18 protein-coding genes and 3 pseudogenes are annotated in these 20,211 nt (G+C 40.6%); 17 read left to right on the top strand and 4 right to left on the bottom strand.

What is annotated here, in order from left to right:
• Window positions 1-20 precede the first annotated feature (20 nt).
• The 7 genes from ACRWSG_RS20020 to ACRWSG_RS19990 all read left to right on the top strand — a co-directional run bounded on the left by ACRWSG_RS20020 (window position 21) and on the right by ACRWSG_RS19990 (window position 5,358).
• Window positions 21-1,655: a carbohydrate-binding family V/XII gene (locus ACRWSG_RS20020; protein WP_462167353.1), complete on the top strand. Its 1,635-nt coding sequence runs from the start codon at window positions 21-23 to the stop codon at window positions 1,653-1,655.
• Complete coding sequence (locus ACRWSG_RS20015; protein WP_462167352.1) at window positions 1,612-2,220, top strand: hypothetical protein; 609 nt, start codon at window positions 1,612-1,614, stop codon at window positions 2,218-2,220. The genes ACRWSG_RS20020 and ACRWSG_RS20015 overlap by 44 nt, the downstream gene beginning before the upstream one ends.
• Window positions 2,221-2,414: 194 nt before the next feature.
• A complete protein-coding gene (locus tag ACRWSG_RS20010) occupies window positions 2,415-3,473 on the top strand; it encodes a methyl-accepting chemotaxis protein (protein ID WP_462167351.1) in 1,059 nt (352 codons plus the stop codon).
• Window positions 3,461-4,039, top strand: coding sequence for a methyl-accepting chemotaxis protein (locus tag ACRWSG_RS20005; RefSeq protein ID WP_462167350.1), 579 nt, complete (start codon window positions 3,461-3,463; stop codon window positions 4,037-4,039). Before ACRWSG_RS20010 ends, ACRWSG_RS20005 begins: the two co-directional genes overlap by 13 nt.
• A gap of 38 nt (window positions 4,040-4,077) precedes the next feature.
• Complete coding sequence (locus ACRWSG_RS20000) at window positions 4,078-4,884, top strand: substrate-binding periplasmic protein (RefSeq protein WP_462167348.1); 807 nt, start codon at window positions 4,078-4,080, stop codon at window positions 4,882-4,884.
• A gap of 2 nt (window positions 4,885-4,886) precedes the next feature.
• Window positions 4,887-5,150 carry a hypothetical protein gene (locus tag ACRWSG_RS19995; RefSeq protein WP_462167347.1) on the top strand — a complete coding sequence of 88 codons (264 nt, stop codon included), beginning with the start codon at window positions 4,887-4,889 and terminating at the stop codon, window positions 5,148-5,150.
• Window positions 5,107-5,358, top strand: a complete 252-nt coding sequence (locus tag ACRWSG_RS19990) for a DM13 domain-containing protein (RefSeq protein ID WP_462167345.1) — start codon at window positions 5,107-5,109, stop codon at window positions 5,356-5,358. The genes ACRWSG_RS19995 and ACRWSG_RS19990 overlap by 44 nt, the downstream gene beginning before the upstream one ends.
• Before the next feature lie 87 nt (window positions 5,359-5,445).
• Here the strand turns inward: ACRWSG_RS19990 and ahpF are convergent, their stop codons facing one another.
• From ahpF to ACRWSG_RS19975, 3 genes and pseudogenes are all read right to left on the bottom strand, one after another.
• Window positions 5,446-7,026, bottom strand: a complete 1,581-nt coding sequence (ahpF, locus tag ACRWSG_RS19985) for an alkyl hydroperoxide reductase subunit F (protein WP_138599405.1) — start codon at window positions 7,024-7,026, stop codon at window positions 5,446-5,448.
• 155 nt (window positions 7,027-7,181) lie between these two features.
• A pseudogene (gene ahpC / locus ACRWSG_RS19980) lies at window positions 7,182-7,753 on the bottom strand (alkyl hydroperoxide reductase subunit C).
• A gap of 207 nt (window positions 7,754-7,960) precedes the next feature.
• On the bottom strand, window positions 7,961-8,464 hold the full coding sequence (locus ACRWSG_RS19975; RefSeq protein WP_054553959.1) for a 2,4'-dihydroxyacetophenone dioxygenase family protein: 504 nt from the start codon (window positions 8,462-8,464) through the stop codon (window positions 7,961-7,963).
• 141 nt (window positions 8,465-8,605) lie between these two features.
• Between ACRWSG_RS19975 and ACRWSG_RS19970 the strand changes: the two genes are divergently transcribed.
• The 7 genes and pseudogenes from ACRWSG_RS19970 (at window position 8,606) to ACRWSG_RS19940 (ending at window position 15,799) form a co-directional block, all read left to right on the top strand.
• The gene (locus ACRWSG_RS19970; RefSeq protein WP_462167343.1) at window positions 8,606-9,625 is read left to right on the top strand and encodes an AraC family transcriptional regulator; all 1,020 of its coding nucleotides are present in this window, start codon (window positions 8,606-8,608) and stop codon (window positions 9,623-9,625) included.
• A gap of 92 nt (window positions 9,626-9,717) precedes the next feature.
• Window positions 9,718-11,254 (top strand): annotated as a pseudogene (locus ACRWSG_RS19965) (AMP-binding protein).
• A gap of 78 nt (window positions 11,255-11,332) precedes the next feature.
• Complete coding sequence (locus tag ACRWSG_RS19960) at window positions 11,333-11,752, top strand: DUF3429 domain-containing protein (RefSeq protein ID WP_138618328.1); 420 nt, start codon at window positions 11,333-11,335, stop codon at window positions 11,750-11,752.
• A 54-nt stretch (window positions 11,753-11,806) separates the two neighbouring features.
• A complete protein-coding gene (locus tag ACRWSG_RS19955) occupies window positions 11,807-12,178 on the top strand; it encodes a hypothetical protein (RefSeq protein WP_462167342.1) in 372 nt (123 codons plus the stop codon).
• A 4-nt stretch (window positions 12,179-12,182) separates the two neighbouring features.
• Window positions 12,183-12,982, top strand: a pseudogene (locus tag ACRWSG_RS19950) (class I SAM-dependent methyltransferase).
• A gap of 2 nt (window positions 12,983-12,984) precedes the next feature.
• On the top strand, window positions 12,985-13,971 hold the full coding sequence (locus tag ACRWSG_RS19945; protein WP_462167341.1) for a Gfo/Idh/MocA family protein: 987 nt from the start codon (window positions 12,985-12,987) through the stop codon (window positions 13,969-13,971).
• 151 nt (window positions 13,972-14,122) lie between these two features.
• Window positions 14,123-15,799 carry a methyl-accepting chemotaxis protein gene (locus ACRWSG_RS19940; RefSeq protein ID WP_294410969.1) on the top strand — a complete coding sequence of 559 codons (1,677 nt, stop codon included), beginning with the start codon at window positions 14,123-14,125 and terminating at the stop codon, window positions 15,797-15,799.
• Between the two features lie 36 nt (window positions 15,800-15,835).
• Here ACRWSG_RS19940 and ACRWSG_RS19935 read toward each other — a convergent pair whose 3' ends face one another.
• Entirely contained in the window at window positions 15,836-17,851 is a 2,016-nt protein-coding gene (locus ACRWSG_RS19935) for a TonB-dependent receptor (protein ID WP_462167550.1), read from the bottom strand.
• A gap of 443 nt (window positions 17,852-18,294) precedes the next feature.
• Between ACRWSG_RS19935 and ACRWSG_RS19930 the strand changes: the two genes are divergently transcribed.
• The 3 genes from ACRWSG_RS19930 to ACRWSG_RS19920 are packed head-to-tail and all read left to right on the top strand — an operon-like array spanning window position 18,295 to window position 20,149.
• A complete protein-coding gene (locus ACRWSG_RS19930) occupies window positions 18,295-18,585 on the top strand; it encodes a hypothetical protein (protein WP_462167340.1) in 291 nt (96 codons plus the stop codon).
• Window positions 18,582-19,775, top strand: coding sequence for a PepSY-associated TM helix domain-containing protein (locus ACRWSG_RS19925; RefSeq protein ID WP_462167339.1), 1,194 nt, complete (start codon window positions 18,582-18,584; stop codon window positions 19,773-19,775). The genes ACRWSG_RS19930 and ACRWSG_RS19925 overlap by 4 nt, the downstream gene beginning before the upstream one ends.
• Window positions 19,745-20,149: a hypothetical protein gene (locus ACRWSG_RS19920; protein ID WP_462167338.1), complete on the top strand. Its 405-nt coding sequence runs from the start codon at window positions 19,745-19,747 to the stop codon at window positions 20,147-20,149. Before ACRWSG_RS19925 ends, ACRWSG_RS19920 begins: the two co-directional genes overlap by 31 nt.
• Window positions 20,150-20,211 lie beyond the last annotated feature (62 nt).

Here is a 20,211-nt window from a genome sequence, read left to right as displayed (position 1 = left end):
ACGTTAGCCAAGGATTGACCATGAAACTCTTCCTACCTTTTATCACTGCCTTCAGGGTATTAATACTCTCTTCTTTATGTTTATGTTCATTTTTTAGCAAAGCTATTGAGTGGCCTCAACAAGTAAAAACAAACCAAGGCACACTCATTGTTTACCAGCCACAACCCGAGAAACTAAACGGTAATACTTTAACAGCCCGTGCAGCAATGTCATTTTCGGTTTCAGGTAATGACGCAGTGTTTGGCGTATTTTGGTTTAGAGCTAAATTAGATACTGACCGCGAAAACGATACCGTCACCGTTCGCAATATGACAGTCACCGATGTACGCTGGACCGAATCAAAAGATGCTGGAGAACAAAAATTTACTGCTGTCGTTAATGAAGCAATAAAAGCCAGCCAATTCGAAACCTCGCTTTCGCAACTCACCGCCAGCCTTGAAAGTGCAGAAGCAGCAGAGCAGAGTTTAACGCAATTAAAAACCGACCCTCCAACGATTATATTCAAAGAGCAACTGTCGGTACTGCTGAGTTTTGATGGTGAACCTAAGTTTAGTAAAGTTGAAAACAGCCAATATGAGCGTGCTTTAAATACCGCCATGACAGTGATTAAAGATAGCAAAAGTAAACTTTGTTATCTCACCGATGGGCAATTTTGGTATCAGGCAAAACAAGCCAAAGGACCTTATGAATTCACTCAAATGCCACCGACCGAACTTGTAAAAATGCTCCCTAAAGATACTGAAAGTTCAGGTCTTAGTGCGCCACCAGCTATAGTCGTGGCGACTAAACCCACTGAGCTCATTGCCACCGATGGCGCAGCTAAATGGAAGAGCTTAACCGGTGGCGAGCTCATGTATGTGTTTAACACTGAAACCCCTTGGCTACGTGAAATGCAAACGAATAACATGTATGTCTTGTTATCTGGGCGCTGGTACCGGGCAAAACAACAAACAGGCCCATGGACATTTGTTCGTGGCGATGAACTACCAGAGAGCTTTGCCAATATCCCACCTGAATCAGATTTAGCTGGCCTCAGAGTTTCAGTTGCCGGCACAGAAGAAGCTGACGAAGCTGTACTAGATGCAAAAGTGCCGCAAACAGCGGCTATCAGCCGTAAAGATACCAGTTTAACTGTGTACTATGATGGCAAACCTAAGTTTGAACGTATCCCGGGCACGCAAGTTTCTTATGCTATTAATACCGATGCACAAGTGCTGCAAATTAAAGGCAAATATTATGCAGTCGATAATGCGGTGTGGTTTAAGGCAAACTCCGCCCAAGGACCATGGCTTGTTGCTGATAGCATTCCCAAAGACGACATAGCAAAAATTCCTCCAAGCTCACCCGTTTACAACGTCACTTACGTCGAGATATACGAGTCAACTCCTGAGGTGGTGTATGTTGGTTATTACCCAGGTTACATGTGGTCATACCCTTATTATGGTGTGCCAGTTTATGGAACGGGTTGGTATTACCCGCCATACTGGGGCGGTGGCTACTACTACCCTCGCCCACCGACTTGGGGTTTTAATATTGGCTATAACAACTGGACAGGTTGGTCGTTTGGCTTGAGCTGGAGCAATGGCTTTTTGAATCTAGGTATGAATTGGCATGTCGGCTGGCCCAACAAATTACCGACCTTATCATTGCTGTAATGGCTGGTATGGCGGTGGTTACCGCGGCCCTATTATTATTAATAATGGCAACATCAATATTGGTAACAAGATTAATGTCGGCCATAAACCAGGTCATCTTAATAAACAGCCAAGACATAACATTTATAAACGCGATAAAAGTAAATCTCGTCTTGCCTCAAAGCAGCAAGTGAAACGCGATTTAAAAACCGCCATCAGCCAACGCGATAAGGCAAACAACGTGTTTGCGGATAAAAATGGAAACGTTCTCAAGCATGATGCCGATAAATGGCAACAACGTGTTGAAGGAAAATGGCAAACATTACCTTCTGATAAACAGCAACAAATCAAAGATCGGGCACAAAACATTGACCGCCAGCAAGTGCAAAATAAATTGCAAAACATAGATAAAAGTAAAGCGAAACAAGCATTACAGCAGCGTCAGCATATGCAAAACAGGCAACAAAATCGTATGCAGCAATTAAATAGGGCGAATAGAGCACGTCAGCAAGGAATGCAACGCCAACAAATGCGCCGCAATACACAAAGACAGATACCAAGGCAAATGCCTAATCGCGGCCATTAATGTAAAAATAGGAACAAAACAAAGCCAACGTGAAAATTGGCTTTGTTGCCTACAATATAAAGGCTGCATATTATGACTTTACTAACTAAATGAGGTCTATCAAAAGAAAAACCCATCAAACAATTGCAAAAACTTGCTTAAAACCATTTCTCTATTAGTTTTAATAATAAGTCCCTACAAAAGTTTGCTCGCTCATGTTAAATAACTACACTGTTCGTACGAGATTAGCTGTCTTAGCTTTGTTACCAGTTGCTGTTTTTGTGATCACATCTATTTTCACGATGTCGATGATGTCTAATATGGTCAAAGGAATTGATAGTTTGTATAGAGACAGAGTACTTCCGTTAGAGCAAATAAAAACAGTATCGGACAATTACGCTGTTAACATTGTTGATTTATTTCATAAATACCGCGCTGATCAAATCTCCAAAGCTGACTTTCTAGCCGTAGTTGAAAACGCAAAAAATGTTGCTGACAATAAATGGAAAAGCTATTTAGCAACAAAACTCACTTCCGAAGAACAACGCTTAGTTAATATTGTTGAAAAGAATCTCTCTGTAGTCGAAAGTGAACTTAGCAGGTTTTTAAACCAAGTTAACAGTAACCAGCTAAAAGCGATCCCTAATGAGGTGTTTGTAAAAGAACTTTACGACGTGTTTGACCCTCTCAGTGAAAGTTATCAAGGTCTGATTAATTTACAGATCAATGAAGCCAACAAATTTAAAAATGCGGCAGATAAAGACTTTTCCCAAGTCACTATCGCAATGACAGCTTCGATAACTATTTTAATAATTATCTTGTTGTTTATTGCCTTTGTTATTTATCGTTCTATTCACAACCCTCTGTTATCGCTGAGCGAAACAATAGGATCAATCTCTGAAAACGCTGATTTACGGCTCCGCGCAAAAACCCATGGTAATGATGAGATAGCTCAGGCAGCAAACCACTTTAACGCTATGATGGAGCGCATTCATGCTCTTGTAAATGATGTAACCAGCGCAACACTTACTCTCTCATCTGCCGCTGAGCAAATGAACTCAATTAGCGACCAAGTTGCCAGCACTGCCACTGAACAAGAACAACAATCGGCAATGATTGCTACTGCTATTACGCAAATGAGCAGTGCTATTGAACAAGTTGCAGCTAATGCGCTTGCGACTTCAGAAAAAGCCACCCACACAGATAAGACAGCGAAGCTTGTCAACAGTCTGTACAAGAAAATATCGATGCAATTAACCACTTGTCGTATATAGTTAATACCAATACTCAACTTATCAATGAGTTAAATACACAATCAACAGATATCAACCAAGTGGTAATGATGATTCAAGGGGTTGCTGAACAAACAAATTTACTTGCGTTAAATGCGGCCATTGAAGCAGCACGCGCAGGTGAGTCGGGTCGCGGTTTCGCTGTGGTGGCTGATGAAGTAAGGCAACTTGCGCACAACACGCAAAAAGCCACAGCGAGTATTAACGAAATGATCAGTAAACTACAAGCAATGGCGCAGCAAGCAGTGACCGCCATGGGTAATGCCGACGAAAGTGCTAAACAAAGTGTTGAATACGCAGAACGCTCATCACAATTACTGACTGAAATCACTCAAGAAATGGCACTTATTGCCGATATGAACAACGAAGTTTCTACCGCAACAGATGAGCAAACAATCGTTGCCAACGAACTTAGTTGTAATATCAATGAATTTAGCAGTAGTATTTCACTAGTTAGCGAAAGCTCGCAGCAAAACGCTCAAGCAAGTCAAGAATTAGCTTCATTAGCGTCGCGATTACAGCAACAGGTCCATGTATTCAAAGTATGATGGGCAACTGATTACTTTGCACACAGAGATCCTAATAAATGACTACAATTTGGCGCCTGTTTTTATTATTTTTAGCTTTGCATTGTTCTTACGCAATCGCGCAAAGTCAAATTGTAATCCAACTTGCTAAACCTATTTATACTGATGCAGTCAAACAGCAATACATTCATAAAATACTTACGAAAAGCTTTGCCGCGGTAAATGCTGATATTATCATCCGATATGATTCGCAACCAATGAATGATAAACGAATAGTAGAGCAACTTAGCCACAACAAAGCCATAACTCTCGCCTGGCTGTCATTACCTTCTCAGTTAAGTAATACCTTAGTAAAAACAACTATTCCTATTTATAAAGGCTTACACGGTAAACGGCTACTAATTATTCATAAAAAAGAGCAACTAAAATTTAAAGCTATCAAAAACTTGGAACAATTAAGACCGCTACTTGCAGTGCAGCAACAAAGCTGGTCAGATTATGATGTGCTAAAAGCAAATGGTTTATCTGTAAATGGAGAGCTTGATTACGCAGGAATGGTCAAAGCACTTGAAAGTGGTCTAGCAGATTACTTTCCTCGTTCTGCATTAGCAATAGGTGTAGAACTTCAGCGACTACAACAAACAAACTTTGTCATTGCGCCAGACATTATGTTGCAATACCCCAATGACTATTACTTTTACTTAAGTAAAGAAAATCAAAATATTAGGGATTTGCTAGAAAAAGGCATGCAAAAGATACAGCAATCGGGTGAACTTGAGCAGCTTTATTTACAACACTTTGGTGATGTTGAAAAGCAATTTTCTTTAAGTCAACGCCACATCATAAACTTAAAAAATAGGGAATAATAATGCTAAAAGCACTGTTAATTTTCATCATAGCATTGGCTATTTTTGCTGCGGGCTTTATGGCTGGGATATACAGTTTGCCAATTTTAACTGAGCAACCAGCCCCTGAAATCAAGACTCTTGAACAACATCAAACGAGAGCTCTGTTTAGTGCAGAGTTTAAACCTGATCTTAAAGGCTCAGATCGCCTTCATTATGGTGATGGTATGGTGTATCTAACGAATGATGCTATTTCTATGCAAGGCACGTTATCACCAGGATCCTGACTATCAACTTTATCTGTCGCGAAACTTTATTGATAACGAAACCGATTTTTTAGCACAAAAAGGCACCATGCAGCGTGTTGCAGGGGTGCGTTCGTTCAACGGCTTTAAATTAGTTGTGCCACAAGGTATTGATGTCAGCGATTACAATACTGTGATTATTTGGTGTGAAAGTTTTGAGGAATTTATAACTGCAGCACAGTATCAGTAGCTCGATGAATAAAACAAAGCCGCCTTTGGAGAGGGCGGCTTTAAAGCGGCAGCTATGGGTGTGAGCTGCCTAATCAAGAGTCGCTAATTAAGCTGCATCTTCGGTGTTTTGAATCTCATCGCTGTGGCGAATTAAATAATCAAATGCACCTAAACTTGCCGTTGCACCACTGCCCATGGCAATAATGATTTGCTTAAACGGCGTTGTTGTTGCATCACCTGCCGCGTAAACACCCGGTAATGATGTTGCACCTTTGCTGTCTATTTCGATTTCGCCAAAGCGAGTCAGTGCTAGTTCTGAATCTTTTAACCATTCAGTGTTTGGCACCAAGCCGATTTGCACAAAGATACCTGCAAGCTCAAGTGATTTTTCATCGCCAGAGATGCGGTCAATATAGCTTAAGCCTGTTACTCGTTTACCATCACCAACAACTTCTGTTGTTTGCGCGTTTTTGATAATCGTAATGTTGTTTAAGCTATTTGCTTTGCGAATAAGTACTTCGTCAGCACGTAAGGTATCAGCAAATTCGAGCACAGTGACATGCTCAACAATGTTTGCAAGGTCGATTGCCGCTTCAATACCTGAGTTACCACCACCGATAACCGCAACCGCTTTACCTTTAAATAACGGGCCATCGCAGTGAGGGCAGTAAGCAACGCCATGACCGCGATACTCTTTTTCACCGGGTACATTCATTTCACGCCAGCGTGCACCAGTTGCTAATACCACTGACTTAGCATTTAACACCGCGCCATTTTCTAGCGTGATTTGGTAATTACCTTGTTTAGTAAGCGATGCCGCACGTTGGTTTTGCATCACATCTACGTCGTATTCTTTTACGTGTTCTTCAAGTTGAGCAACTAATTTAGGACCTTCGGTCGCTTTTACTGAGATAAAGTTTTCAATTGCTAACGTGTCTGAAACCTGACCACCAAAACGCTCTGCCACAACACCGGTATTTAAGCCTTTACGCGCCGAATAAATTGCCGCAGAAGCCCCTGCCGGACCACCACCAACAACAAGTACATCGAATAACTCTTTATCGTTCAGTGCTTCGGCTTGGCGTGCAGCCGCTTTGGTATCTACTTTATTTAGAATGTCGGTCAGGTTAACAGCGCCTTGGCTGAATAACTCTCCATTTAAGTACACAGCCGGTACTGCTAACACATTACGCTCGTTCACTTCGTCTTGGAACAAGGCGCCATCAATCATAGTCGCCGTAATATTTTCATTGTGTGCCGCCATCAAGTTAAGTGCTTGCACTACTTGCGGACATGTTTGACAACTTAATGAAATATATACTTCAAAGTTGAGTGGCCCAGGCAATGATTTAATTTGTTCAATTTCAGTCTCTGATGCCTTGCTTGGATGACCACCAGTGTGAAGAAGTGCAAGGATCAAGCTTGTGAATTCGTGGCCCATAGGCACACCCGCAAATGTGATTTGCGTATTGTTAATAGGTGAAGATACCACCATAGACGGACGACGTACGTCTTGGTTAGGGTTATCTCGCACCGAGAATTTGTCGCTTAACGATGCTAAATCGTTTGCTAAGTTTTTTAGTTCTGTTGATTTATTGCTGTCATCCAAGGCGATAAGCAGCTCAACAGGGCTGGTAATAGAAGCAAAGTGGCTTGTTAATTGGTTTTTGATATTCGTATCTAACATGGCTTAGCCCTTGAGTTCAGAATAAATAATCTAGAAAAATTTTAAATATAACTGCCCATCACCCGCTAATGTTCTTAATGTGAGTTGTGATGGGCAATTAGGGTTGCATTGAGATAGCAAAGCAAAGCTTTGCTATCGTTTAATGCTGTGGCAAATTAGATTTTGCCAACTAGGTCTAGTGAAGGAGCAAGTGTCTCTTCACCTGGCTGCCATGATGCAGGACATACTTCACCGTCGTGGTTAGCAATGTACTGTGCAGCTTGTACTTTACGTACTAACTCTTTCGCGCTACGACGTTCATACCTAAGTCGTGAGTTTCGATTACTTTGATTTCGCCTTCAGGGTTCATTACGAATGTACCGCGAAGAGCAAGACCTTCGTCTTCAATCATCACACCGAAGTTACGAGTAATACGACCTGTAGGGTCACCAATCATTGGGAATTTGATTTTACCAATTGTGTCAGACGTATCGTGCCATGCTTTGTGAGTGAAGTGCGTGTCAGTTGATACTGAGTAAACCTCAACACCCATTTCTTGAAGCTGCTCGTAGTAATCAGCAACATCACCAAGCTCTGTAGGACATACGAAAGTAAAGTCAGCTGGGTAGAAGAAGAAGATTGACCACTTACCTAGCACGTCTTTTTCTGTTAGTTCTACAAAGTCACCGTTGTGGTAAGCTGTTGCATTGAATGGTTGTAGTTTTGTGTTAATTAATGAAGTGCTCATAATATTCCTCATTGATGTATTTAAAAAGTTTAATTAACGCAGCCTTGCGTCTGCTTGATTAATACAATAGAGGCCTGAGCGATTAAAATAAAATTGATTGTTTAGATTAAATTGATTTATTTTTTAGATTGAAAGATTGGAAATAGCAAAAACTACAAAGCCCTCAATAACTTACGCAATCAAGGGCCTTCATTTCAGGGAATAAAATTACTTACTAAAACCGTATAAACTCTTTGGTTTTATGTAGTTAGGCTCAATTCCTTGCTCTTTTGCAGCTGCTAACATCACTTGTTCAATCCAACCTGCATCCATAATGTTCATATAGTTGCCATCAGGGTCAAAGTTAATATTGGCTCCCATTACTATCATAAAGGTATCGGTCACTTCAGTGTTGTCTGCTGGGACTTGAAATTGATGAATCGAACCGCCTGGTTCAAATAAATAGCTACCCGCTACTTGTAAATCGTCAGGGTACTCAGTGTAGTGCCAGCTGCCCGCCATGGTATATAAATGCACAACACCAGTGTGAAAGTGCTTTGGCAAAACTGTACCCGGTTCAAATAAAACGCGTAAAACCCATACCCCATTCTCAGAATCCAGCATGAGTGGATAAATGTGCACGCCTGGTAAAGCGTTTTTAATTAGCTTTTCATCATTGGTATGAATAGTGAGTAAAAAATCTTGATGATTAATAATATCTGGTAATGCCATGTGTGTGCCCTCTTTAATGCGTGTTAGTAAATCAGCGTATTGTTTACGTTAATACATTGTTAAACTTTACTGACCTGTATTACTTTACTTTGTACGCAATTTTTTTTACTTTTTACGCCAGAGCACAAAAAAGAGCATACTATGCCCCGATTAACACAAGCACCTGATCTAATTAGAGTATCTGCTCTACATGGCTATATTGAGCTGATCGAAAGCAAATTGGTGAACCCTGATATACTTTTATCACACGTTGGTTTAGACAGAAAACAACTACAAGATGCCAATAGCTTTGTGCAGTATCAGCAACTCATTCAACTGTTAGAGACCACGGCGAAAGAACTAAACCTGCCCTATTTTGGGTTAGAATTAGGGCGTTGGCAAAGCTTGAACATTTTGGGCTCTGTTGGTTATTTGGTGGGTAATTGCGACACCCTTGAATCGGCACTTAAAAATTTAACTAAGTATTATCACATTCATCAAAATAGCGCTGATTTACTCCTTGAAGTAGACCAAAACTATGTAAAACTATCATTTTTAGTTCGTAGTAGCTTAAAAGTGAGTGTCTATCATGGCGCTGATCTAGCCCTGAGTGTTGGGGTTAATTTATTAAAGAAACTAACCGATAATCAAATAAAACTGCACCGTTTGGAACTTCCCCATAGTGGTAATGAAAATCCGAGTGTTTATCGCCAAGCATTAGGTCAAGTTCCTGTGTTTAATTGTGCACACACAGCAGTCGTGTTTGAAAAAAAATACCTTAAACTCGCTATTAAGAACTCAGATAAGCAGTTGTTTTCTATACTCAGCCAACAGCTTGGGCTGATTCAAAACACCAAACGTGAAAATATCTCAGATCATGTTGAAGTGATGATCAAGCAGTACTTACTACACGAGGAGTTTGGGGTAAACCTTGTAGCCGAAAAGTTATCGATGAGTACCCGTAGCTTACAGCGCCACTTAACAAAGCATGGCACAACGTTTCGTGAATTAGTCGATGATGTACGCTGTCATTTGGCACATCAATATTTAATTGAATCTAGCCTCACTTTATCAAACATATCAGATATCTTGAGCTTTTCTAATTACAGCGAATTTACTCGATCTTTTAAACGTTGGTATGGTATTCCACCTAGAGATTACCGCAAGTTTCATTCCCATTAATGGCGTAAAAAGTCAAAAACAAGTCGTTTAAAGCTAAGTTTCACGTTAACAAATTGTATATATTCATTAGTCAAACAAGCTAAGGAATAACCATGAACACACATGATAACCTCACGCAATTAATTGAGCATAGTTGTAAGACTTATGCTGACTTTCCTGCCTACACAAGTGTGGGAAGAACATTCACTTTTTCTCAAGTAGAACAACAATCTCGCTATTTAGCCCAGTGGTTTCAACAGCAAAGTGGTCTTGTTGCAGGAGACAGAATTGCTATTCAACTACCTAATATTGTTGATTACCCTATCGTAACTTATGCAGCATTTCGTGCAGGATTAATCGTAGTCAATACCAACCCGCTTTATACTGCCCGTGAAATGCTACACCAGTTTAATGATGCAGATGTAAAAGCCATTGTTATTCTTGATGCCCTTAGCGAAAAATTAGCAACAATTATTAATGATACATCCATTAAAACCGTTATTGTTGCAGCCGCTTTAGCTGAGCCAGCATTACAAGAGAATCAATTTTCGTTAAACGAACTCATTCGCCAAGGTGAAAGACTTGACCCTCTTGACGCTCATCAAGCAAGTCGTGACGATATTGCTGTTTTACAATACACCGGTGGTACCACAGGAGTTGCCAAAGCAGCGATGCTTAGTCATGGCAACATCTTAGCCAATGCCGAGCAAATGAATGAGCGCTTTGACAACATTTTAACGCCTGGTCAAGAAACCGGTATTTGCCCGCTTCCGCTTTATCATATATATGCCTTTACGGTGAACATGGTTAGCTTATTTGCCATGGGGCAGTTTAATGTACTTATTCCAAACCCTCGTGATTTAGATGCCTTAGTTAAGCAAATCGAACCTTTTGATATTAATTACTTTTCAGGGATTAACACCTTGTTTATTGGTCTGTGTATGCACCCAAGGTTTAAAGCACTTAATTTTTCAAACCTAAAAATGACCGTGTCAGGGGGCGCAGCTTTAACACATGCTGCAGCTGATGCGTGGATGAGTACCACAGGATGTACAATCACAGAAGGCTATGGCTTATCAGAAACCTCGCCTGTTGTGACATTAAACGATTTTCAAAATGAAGAAATAGGCAGCATTGGTCGCCCACTATCAAACACCACCGTGGAAATTTGGGATGAAAACGATGAGCCCGTTGCAGACGGTGAGTCTGGCGAGATAGTTGTTAAATTCGCAAGTAATGATGGGCTACTGGCAACGCCAAGATGAAACCGGTAAATGCATGAAACGTGGTTTTTTCAAAACCGGTGATGTGGGTCTGAAGCTACCAAGTGGTAATTACAAAATTGTAGACCGATTAAAAGACATGATTATTGTCTCTGGTTTTAACGTGTACCCTAACGAAGTTGAAAACATACTTTGTCAGCATCCGGCTATCTGCGAAGCGGCTGTTATTGGTGCAAAAGATGAAAAAACCGGTGAGCGTGTGTGTGCCTACATTACTTTAAAAGAGCAGGTTGATGAACAACAAGTGAGTGACTACTGCCGCGAAAACTTAAGTGCTTATAAGGTGCCTAAATCAATCATTTTTATGGAACAATTGCCTAAATCGACGGTTGGCAAAATTCTACGTCGAGAGTTACGTCAGCAATAAAGCGATCGTTTTAGCCGCCTAACTGGTATAAAATAACTACGAGTTATTTTATACCAGTTAGGTAGTTTAAAGGTCATTATGGAAAAGTTTATTAATCATATTCAACTTGGTTACTTAGGTTTACTGCCTTTTTTAGGCTGTGTAGGCTGGCCGCTTATAGCAGGTAGTAATGCCGTTAACTTAGACTTTTTCACTTTTTATAGCATCGCCATTTTAGCCTTTATGGCTGGCAATTTATGGCATGCAGGCCAGCAAACGCATGCTGATGCCATTAAAGCAATTATTCCTATCTTACCGATTGGCTTTTTAAGCTTTTTACCGTCAAGCTGGATACTGGCTTGGCTTGCTGCGAGCTTTTGGTTAGTGCTGTTGTTTGAGAAAAGCACACCGCAGTGGCAAACCTATCACGTTGATTATCAAAAAATGCGATTCGTTTTAACCTCGGTTGTGTTTGTATGCCACATATTTGTAATTGGCATGAGTATCTATCCTGAGTAGCCCTTTTCTTGCGTTTGCGGTAACATCCGCGGCTCAGTTTTTTAAGGACTTGCTATGATAGATCAACTGCGCGCTAAACTAGACCACCTTGGCGAAAATTATGTAGAAAAAAACGCTCACTTTAAAGTAAAAGTGATCCCTTTTTTTTGTGCAATTCACATCAAAAAAGATTATAAAAACCAAGGCAACTTAAAGCTATACTCAAATCAGCTGATTGAAATATTTTTAGCTACCATGTTCTTGTTATTCGGCTTAATGCTTTTTGATACAGAAGCAGGTTTTACCCATGGTCCTATTCATATCGTTATTGCTGTTTTAATTAGTTTCAATCTAATTTTTAAGCAAATAGCCATAGAAGGCCTTAAAACTCGCTTAGCCCTTTGCCCTAAAATTTCAGTTGAAATAGCGCCAGAACAAGGCAAATAACCCCATGTATTTAGACCCTAGTTGGCGCATATTAACGGTAGGCGATGGTGATTTATCATTTTCACACTCTGTTGCTCGTTATATAAAACCAGCCAAGCTTGTTGCTTCAACTTATGATGATGCAAACACCATAGAACAAAAATATGCCGACAATGCACTTAGCGCCTTGCAACAACTTAATATTGAAACACTCACTGAGTTTGATGTAACAAGGTCAGACTCATGGCAGCGCTTAGATGGCGCTTGTTTCGATGTGGTTATTTTTCAATTTCCGCTGATACCTGCATTTAAAGGTGAAGCCGCATTTAAAGCACACACCCAACAAGGGGGTATGAATGTATTAAACCGTGCTTTGTTGCATCGCTACTTAGACTACGCTAGCCAGTTTGCATTAGATAAAAACGGCCCGATGTTATGTTACATCACCTCTAAAGATGTAAAACCTTACCGCGAATGGAATATTGAGGGCAGCTTAAATCAAAGGCTTAATTGCCAATACCTTGGCCAAATGCCATTCGATATTAGCGTGTTTCCGGGCTATAAAATTCGCAATGTTGATCGCGATAAACACGTTAAAGATACTAGCGGCATTACCTATGTATTTAGCGAAAAAACTAACAATGAAATTACCCCTAAGCTTAGTTTTCCTGCTTATTTAGGTGAAAAATACTGTGCATTATGCCGCGTTGGCCCTTATATGACCAAGAAGATGAAGACAAACATTTGTTAAGCAAAAAACATAAACAAATGGAGAAATTTGAACAGAATTGGCAAGCATGGCTTGTACAAAACAGCGAGGAGTAACCATGAACTTTGTGATTGTAGGTACCAATTTTATAAGCGATACACTACTGAGTGCAGCTAAAGAAATTGAACATTTCTCCTTATATGGTGTGTGCTCTCGAGAGCAGCAAACAGGCGAGGCTTTCCTTATAAAGCACGATGCTCAAAACGCTAAAGTGTTTACCAATATTGAGCAAGTATGCGAAGACCCATCAGTCGATGCCGTTTATATTGCAGCACCAAATAGCTTACACAAAGATTATGCCGTCATGTGTTTAAAAGCAGGTAAACACGTTTTAGGCGAAAAACCTTCTGCTGCGAATAGCAAAGAGCTTGAGTCAATCGTGCAAGCAGCAAAAACCCATCAACGCTTATACATGGAAGCGATGATGACTACCCATTTACCAAATTTTGCACGCTTAAAAAGTGCCATGGCAAAGATTGGCACACCCCGCAAATATATTGGCCAATATAGTCAGTACTCATCGCGTTACGATAAATATAAAAACGGCGAACGCCCAAATACCTTCTTGCCAGAATTTGCTAACGGTGCATTAGTCGATTTAGGTATTTATCCGCTGTATATTTTACTCGCATTATGGGGCGCGCCTCAGAGTGTAAAAGCCAGTGGTGTGTTGCTTGAAACTGGTGTTGATGGCGCTGGCGATGTGCTTTTGAATTACGCTGATAAGCAAGCGGTGATCAGCTATTCGAAAATCTCGCAAGGCGATAATTTTACTGAAATTCAAGGTGAGAAAGGCCGAATACGTATTGAAGCGGTGTCATTATTAAAGCGCATGCAATTTATTGGTAACGATGGCACGGTTGAAGAACTGTCTGAGCCATTTGATGATCATTTTATGCGCCATGAGGTCAGCCACTTTATTCAAGCTGCGAATGCAGGACAAATTGAGTCATCTGTTAATACTCATACACTGTCAAAACAAGTTATGGCTGTACTTGATGAAGCACGAAATCAGCTTGGCGTTGTGTATTCAGCAGACCAATAAATGCATTACTCAAGGGTGGTTGACTCTGCCCTTTTCATTTTCAACATAAGCTTAAATGACCACCTCTAAATAACTTACCCGTAATTTTTATTGAAACAAAATTTTTGTACTATGGTTAATAGTACTTACTTTCAATATGAAGGGTAATACTTTGACTATACGCTTTTTACTCAGAACCGTTTTCGCAGCAACCATTACCCTTGCAGCCGGACTTCTCTTCATTATTTTATTTTTACAATCAGGCCAAGATGAGAGTATGGAGTCGGCTCAACAGCGTTATGAGCTAAGCCATCTTGCTCAGTTTTCATCTTCAAATTCGATTCGCCTTACTGAGCTTGCTCGTCAACATGTCGTAACCTTAGATCCTCGCTATGAAGTTGAATACCATCATCTTGTTGACCAAATTCAAGGAAAAGCAGCTTGGCTCAATGGTCAGAAAAAAAACTATGTGCAGCGCTTAAAAGCCTTTAATGTCGCTACCGATGATTTGGCTTTATTACAAAAATCCAACGACTTATCACTCAAACTAGTCGAAACAGAAGAAAAAGCATTTAGCTTAGTCAGTGATTTACTTGGTCGAGATACTAACAACTTAACCGTCAGCGAGCATAAAAGATGGGTGCAAGCTATTACGCTTTTAACCAACGATGCTTACATGGCCGAAGTTGAGAAAATTCAGCAGCCTGTACAGGCCTTTTTAAATTCAATTGAGGAAAAAAGTGCAGCAGAGGTAAAAAATAATCATGACCGTGTGGTAACTTTAAGCCTAGTTAGCACCGCTTTAGTTCTAACCATCATTGCTACCTTGATAGTGTGTTATTGGCAATTAGAGAAAAAAGTGATTAAAGCAACTCATGCTTTAATTAATGAGGCCAAGCGTATCTCTGAAGGAGATCTCTCTCGCTATATTGACCATAAAGCTGATGATGAAATAGGCCAACTTGCGGTCAGCTTCAACATTATGGTTGATAAGCTCTCCCAGCTTCTAAAAGAAATACATAATCAATCAGAGCAAGCACAAGTGGCAGCGAAAAGTTTAGATGAAATATCACAGCAAGCTAAAACACTCAATGATATTCAAAGCCAAGCTATTGAGGTAATTTCAAGCTCAGTCTATGAAAACTCAACGGCCGTTAAAGAGGTTTCTCAAAACTGTGCAGAAGCGGCAAGCAGTGCCACCGCTGCTAATCAAAAAACCAAAGAAGGCCTACAGGTTGTCCAACAAGGGGTAAGCTCTGTTGAGTCAGTGGCCGACACCTTAACCAAATCGCTAACAGATCTTAATCAGCTGGAAGCCTCAGTAAATGAAGTCACTGCTATTTTAAGTGTAATAAGTAACATTGCCGAACAAACTAATTTACTAGCACTGAATGCTGCAATCGAAGCCGCAAGAGCGGGTGAACAAGGCAGAGGGTTTGCAGTGGTTGCTGATGAAGTAAGAACATTGGCTAGCCGCACACAGAGCTCAACCCTTGAGATCCAAGATAAAATTGACTCATTACAATCTGCAACCAATGCAGTAACGCAAAGGATCCGTTCAAGCGATGCGCAAATTAAAGAGGCGGTGCTCAATTCAGAAAAAGTAGGCCATATGCTTGATGAAATTAGCCTTCAAGCGAAAGCGATTTCTGATGCCAATATGACCATAGCTTCTGCATCTGAGCAGCAATCTCAAGTGACCGAAGAAATAGCCCAGCGTTTAAACGAAGTCCAAGATACAAGTCGTCAGTCGCAGCAACAAACACAAAGTATTTCAGATTCTTCAAGCAAACTGGCTAACTTAGCAAATAACTTAAACGGGCAGATTAACCGCTTTAAATTGAGCTAGTCGCTGGTTCTGCTCAGCGACTAGCGATTAGTTTATTTAAAACCGGTAAGTAACAGATGCACCGATTGTTTGTGGGTTTACAACTGCAACATAGCCTTGTGGGTAACGGTCACTAGCAGGCTCTTTTGCAGTATACGCCTCTTCATCTAAGGCGTTGTTGATGAAAGCACTGATCAGCCACTGTTCGGTATCGTAGCTCATCGATAAACGCGTAATGGTGTAATCACCTGCAACGCGCTCTTCAGTGTTGGTTAAATCGCCATAAAACTCATCAACATAATTAGCACTTAAATTTACTTTTAAACTATCAGTAAACCAGTGAGATACACCCAAACTCGCGGTTAACTCCGGCGCAGAATTTAGTTCATTGCCAACGGCTTCTGGGAACGCAATTGATTCATCTATTTTAGTTTTCAATAAACCAAAACCGCCATGTAATTGCCACTGTTCGCCCAGCATGCTGTAAGCTTCAACTTCTAAACCATAGCTATGAGCATCTTCGATATTAGTGATTTTACGCTCAGAGCTTAGCGCTTGATAACCGTTGAAGTTGTTGTAAAACACGTTGGCACTAATATTAATATCGCCATTATTTAAAACGCTGCGTGAGCCAATTTCATAGGTATTAACCGTTTCTTCATCGTAGTAATAATAATCTTCTGCGGTAAAATCAAGGGCGCCGCCCCCTGCATTGTAACCACGACGAGCACTAGCAAATAAAGTCGTTTCGTCGCTAATATCATATTGAATCGCGAGCTTTGGTAAACGCAGTGTGTGAGAGTTATCAAGTTGTTCAACCAGCATATCACCGCGAAATGCCATATTAAAATTACGTAATTGTTCTTCACGCTCAATGCGCAGACCAGCTGTTAATGTGAAATCGCGACTTAAGTTAAAGCTTGTTTCACCATATATTGCCGTCGATTTACTACTATCGTCACCGTAGTAATTAGTCGCTCCAACACTTTCAAAGTCTTGGTCGCGGTCAAAATAAGCAAGACCCACAAAACCAGAGTAAAAATCATTGCTTAAACCAAAGTTCAATTTGGTATCGACAGTGATGTTACTCTCATCCATTGATACATCAGATTCTGCGCTTTCAAGTGGCTCGTATGCTTCAAAGCCCCATTTGTAATCCATATAAGCAACTAAAACATCTAACGAAAAATCATCGTTAATTTTGTAATCAACATTCACTTGCGTGGTGTCAGATTCAGTATCCATAATACGTTGATATAGTGGCTCATAATCAAATGGCTCATCCGCTAAAAAGTACTTACGACCCGAGTTACCCTCTTCACTATAAGTTGAATATGTTAGCTGTACTGATAAATCTTGGCTTGGTGTGTAAAGTAATTTAGCGCGTGTGCTACTGGTATTTAACTTGTTTAACTCACGATCAGTTGGGTTTGTTTCGTATACCGGCGGATTTGAAAATGTTTCGCCATCAACGTACTGAGTTGATAAACGAAATGCTAATACATCTTCAACTAACGCTCCTGATACCACTGCGGCAGTGTCTAGGTAGCTATCTTGGTTGCGATAACCGACGCGCACAGCGCCTTCAAAATCTTGAGTTGGCGCTTTAGTTGTCATGTAGACAGCACCCGCAATACTATTACGACCATTGCTGGTTGATTGCGATCCTCGGTAAACCTCAATTTGTTCTACATCCCACAGACCCGTATCACCAGTTAAATCAGCTACAAACGGCTGGCTTACACCATCAATCAAGGTTGAGACACGAGCCTTTGAACCACCACTAAATGAGTTAAAGCCCGTTGCGCCACCATTACCAGACACACCTCGCATATCTGGCACCGAGCCCGTTAACACAACAACGTTCGCCATTTCTGACAGCGCTTCAGATATCGATGCAAGTTGGCCGTTTTCTAATAGCGACTTATCAACAACCGCCACTGACGACATCGTCTCTTTAAGTGACTTCTCAGTTTTTTCACCTGTAACAACAATGGTATCCATTGATTTTCGACTGTTTTGATCGTCGTCGGCCCACGCTGAGCCTTGCGTAACAAGTAATGATGCAAGCATAACTTTGGTGAGTGAATTAAGTTTAAATGCTGTAGCCAATGTCCTTTCCCCGTAAGAGATTATTAGAATTAAACAAATTGCGTTTGATAAAAAACGCTAGGAAATTAACACAAGCTTAATGTTATTGCAATTGAGTTTGGTTATCATTTACAATAAGATTTACCGTTTACTACAACTATAATCTCATGCTCATTTTTACTGTTACTCTGCTTATCTTTTTCGCTGTCAGTATTTTATATTGCACCAGAAAACAGCAGCAATTCTTAAAAAAACCAATTAAAAAACAATGGCGATTACTTTCAATTGCGTTAACTATTTGCGCATCAATACTTGCCCTTCAACAATTCTCAGTCACAGCGGCCGTGTTCTACATCATCTTTAGTGTGATGCTAATGTTGATGCTGCTCCCTTTTGCGAGCCTGCTGCAAAGAAAAGGATAACTCATGACAAGTTCAGCTAAACGCCAACCAACTTGGTTAGGGAAAACGCTAGCAGGTGCAATTTTAGGGCTAGCACTTTCATTTATTTTCGTTGCTTTTTTTGCTTGGTATGGCCCTGGAGGCATTGATGCTCGCGATAAAGTGCAATTTAACATGTGGATGATCACGCCAGTTTGGCTAACCATTTTTAGTTTTAGTTATTTGTTCAACTCAGCAAAGCAAGCTTGGCTTTTACTTGGTGGGTTAACTGTGCTGCTTTATGGCGTATTTTTTATGCTAAGGAACGCATTATGAAAGTCAGATCGGATATTCTTCGCACCTATCAAGGAGTACACACATGGACAGGCATCATTGCAGGTTTAGTGCTATTCATAGGTTTTTATGCTGGCAGCTTGACCATGTTCAAACACGAAATCCAGCAATGGGCTGCCCCCATTCAAGCTCCTAAAGTCACCAGCTCTAATTATGACTACCAAACGCTGGTAGATACGGCAATTAATGAACATAGTGAGCAACTGGCCAAAGGTTTTAACCTCGATTTACATACCCCAAATGCACCTCTTTCGTGGTATATCAAAGGCAATGCCCGAGGCATGGAGCTTGATAAACAACTCAACTTCGCCCACTTAAATGTTAATGGCAGTTTAAACGTCAGCGTACAAACCGAAAATGAACTTGCTGATTTAGTAGACTATTTACACCGTACAGCAGGCTTCATAGGCGAAATTGGCCATGACCAATCAGGGGTGTATATTCTTGGTATTGCCTGTGTTTTGTACTTTTTAGCTTTAGTCTCTGGGGTGATAATTTTACTGCCGACATTAGTTAAAACTTTTTTTGCACTGCGAAAAGAAAAAGGATTTAGTCGATTTTGGCTTGATAGCCATAACCTTGTCGGTATAGCCAGTTTACCATTTCATTTAGTCATTGCTTTTACCGTGGTGGTATTTGCATTTCATGATTTTATTTATGGTGGTTTAGCGCAATTTTATGATGGTAAGCCGCTATTTCAGCGCCCTACGCCTGCGGCGCAAAGTTTTCATATTGAAAACTTGCCACGCATTGATGAGCAAGTACTCGCAGCGAAAAACTATGCCCCCGGCTATGAGCCAATCCATATTCGCTATAGTAATTTAAATTCAGCATCACCTTCTGCGGTGTTTATGATGAGTAACAATAATGCGGTTGTACGCGGCCCAGATACTGATTATTTATTTATGAACCCGTACACACTAGAAGTGGTTAACTCAAGCTACCCGCAAGGCGAAGATGCAGTGTGGGGTAACATGGTTGCCAGTATTTTCTCACTCCATTTTGGCACTTATGGAGGAGACTGGGGTCGTTGGGGTTACTTCATTATGGGATTACTTGGCGCCTTCTTATTCTATTCAGGTAATCTACTGTGGATAGACAAACGCTTCAAAAAGATCCTAATAAACGCAGTACCTTGTTTATGGCAAAACTCACCATTGGCGTTTGTTTAGGGTCTATGATTGCCGTTGCTTTTACACTCGTCGCTGCCAAATGGCTGCCTGCATTTGTTAGCAACACAAACTACGCTACCCTATACAGTTACTATGCAGCCTTTTTTGTTTTTGTAATATATAGCTTCTTAAAACCTGTGCAAAAGGCAACCACGGTTGGGTTTTATTTACTCGCAAGTCTGTGTGCATTAATGGTGTTATCTACGCTAGTAAAACTTGCCAGCGACACCAATTCACTATTTTACTCAAGCTATTTAGTTGATATTGTCGCTGCTATTTTTGCGGCTACTTTCTTTAAAGTGGCAAAACGCCAGCAGCAAAAACAGGCCACGCAAACCATCATGCCGACCTTTGAACAAGCAGGACAAAGTTAAGCACTCTCTTTATGGGTATCAAAGCAATTTGATACCTATAATTTTGCTTTATCGAAAATCTG

This window comes from Pseudoalteromonas sp. GB43 (assembly GCF_054923805.1).
This window is presented reverse-complemented; position numbering and strand designations above follow the sequence as displayed.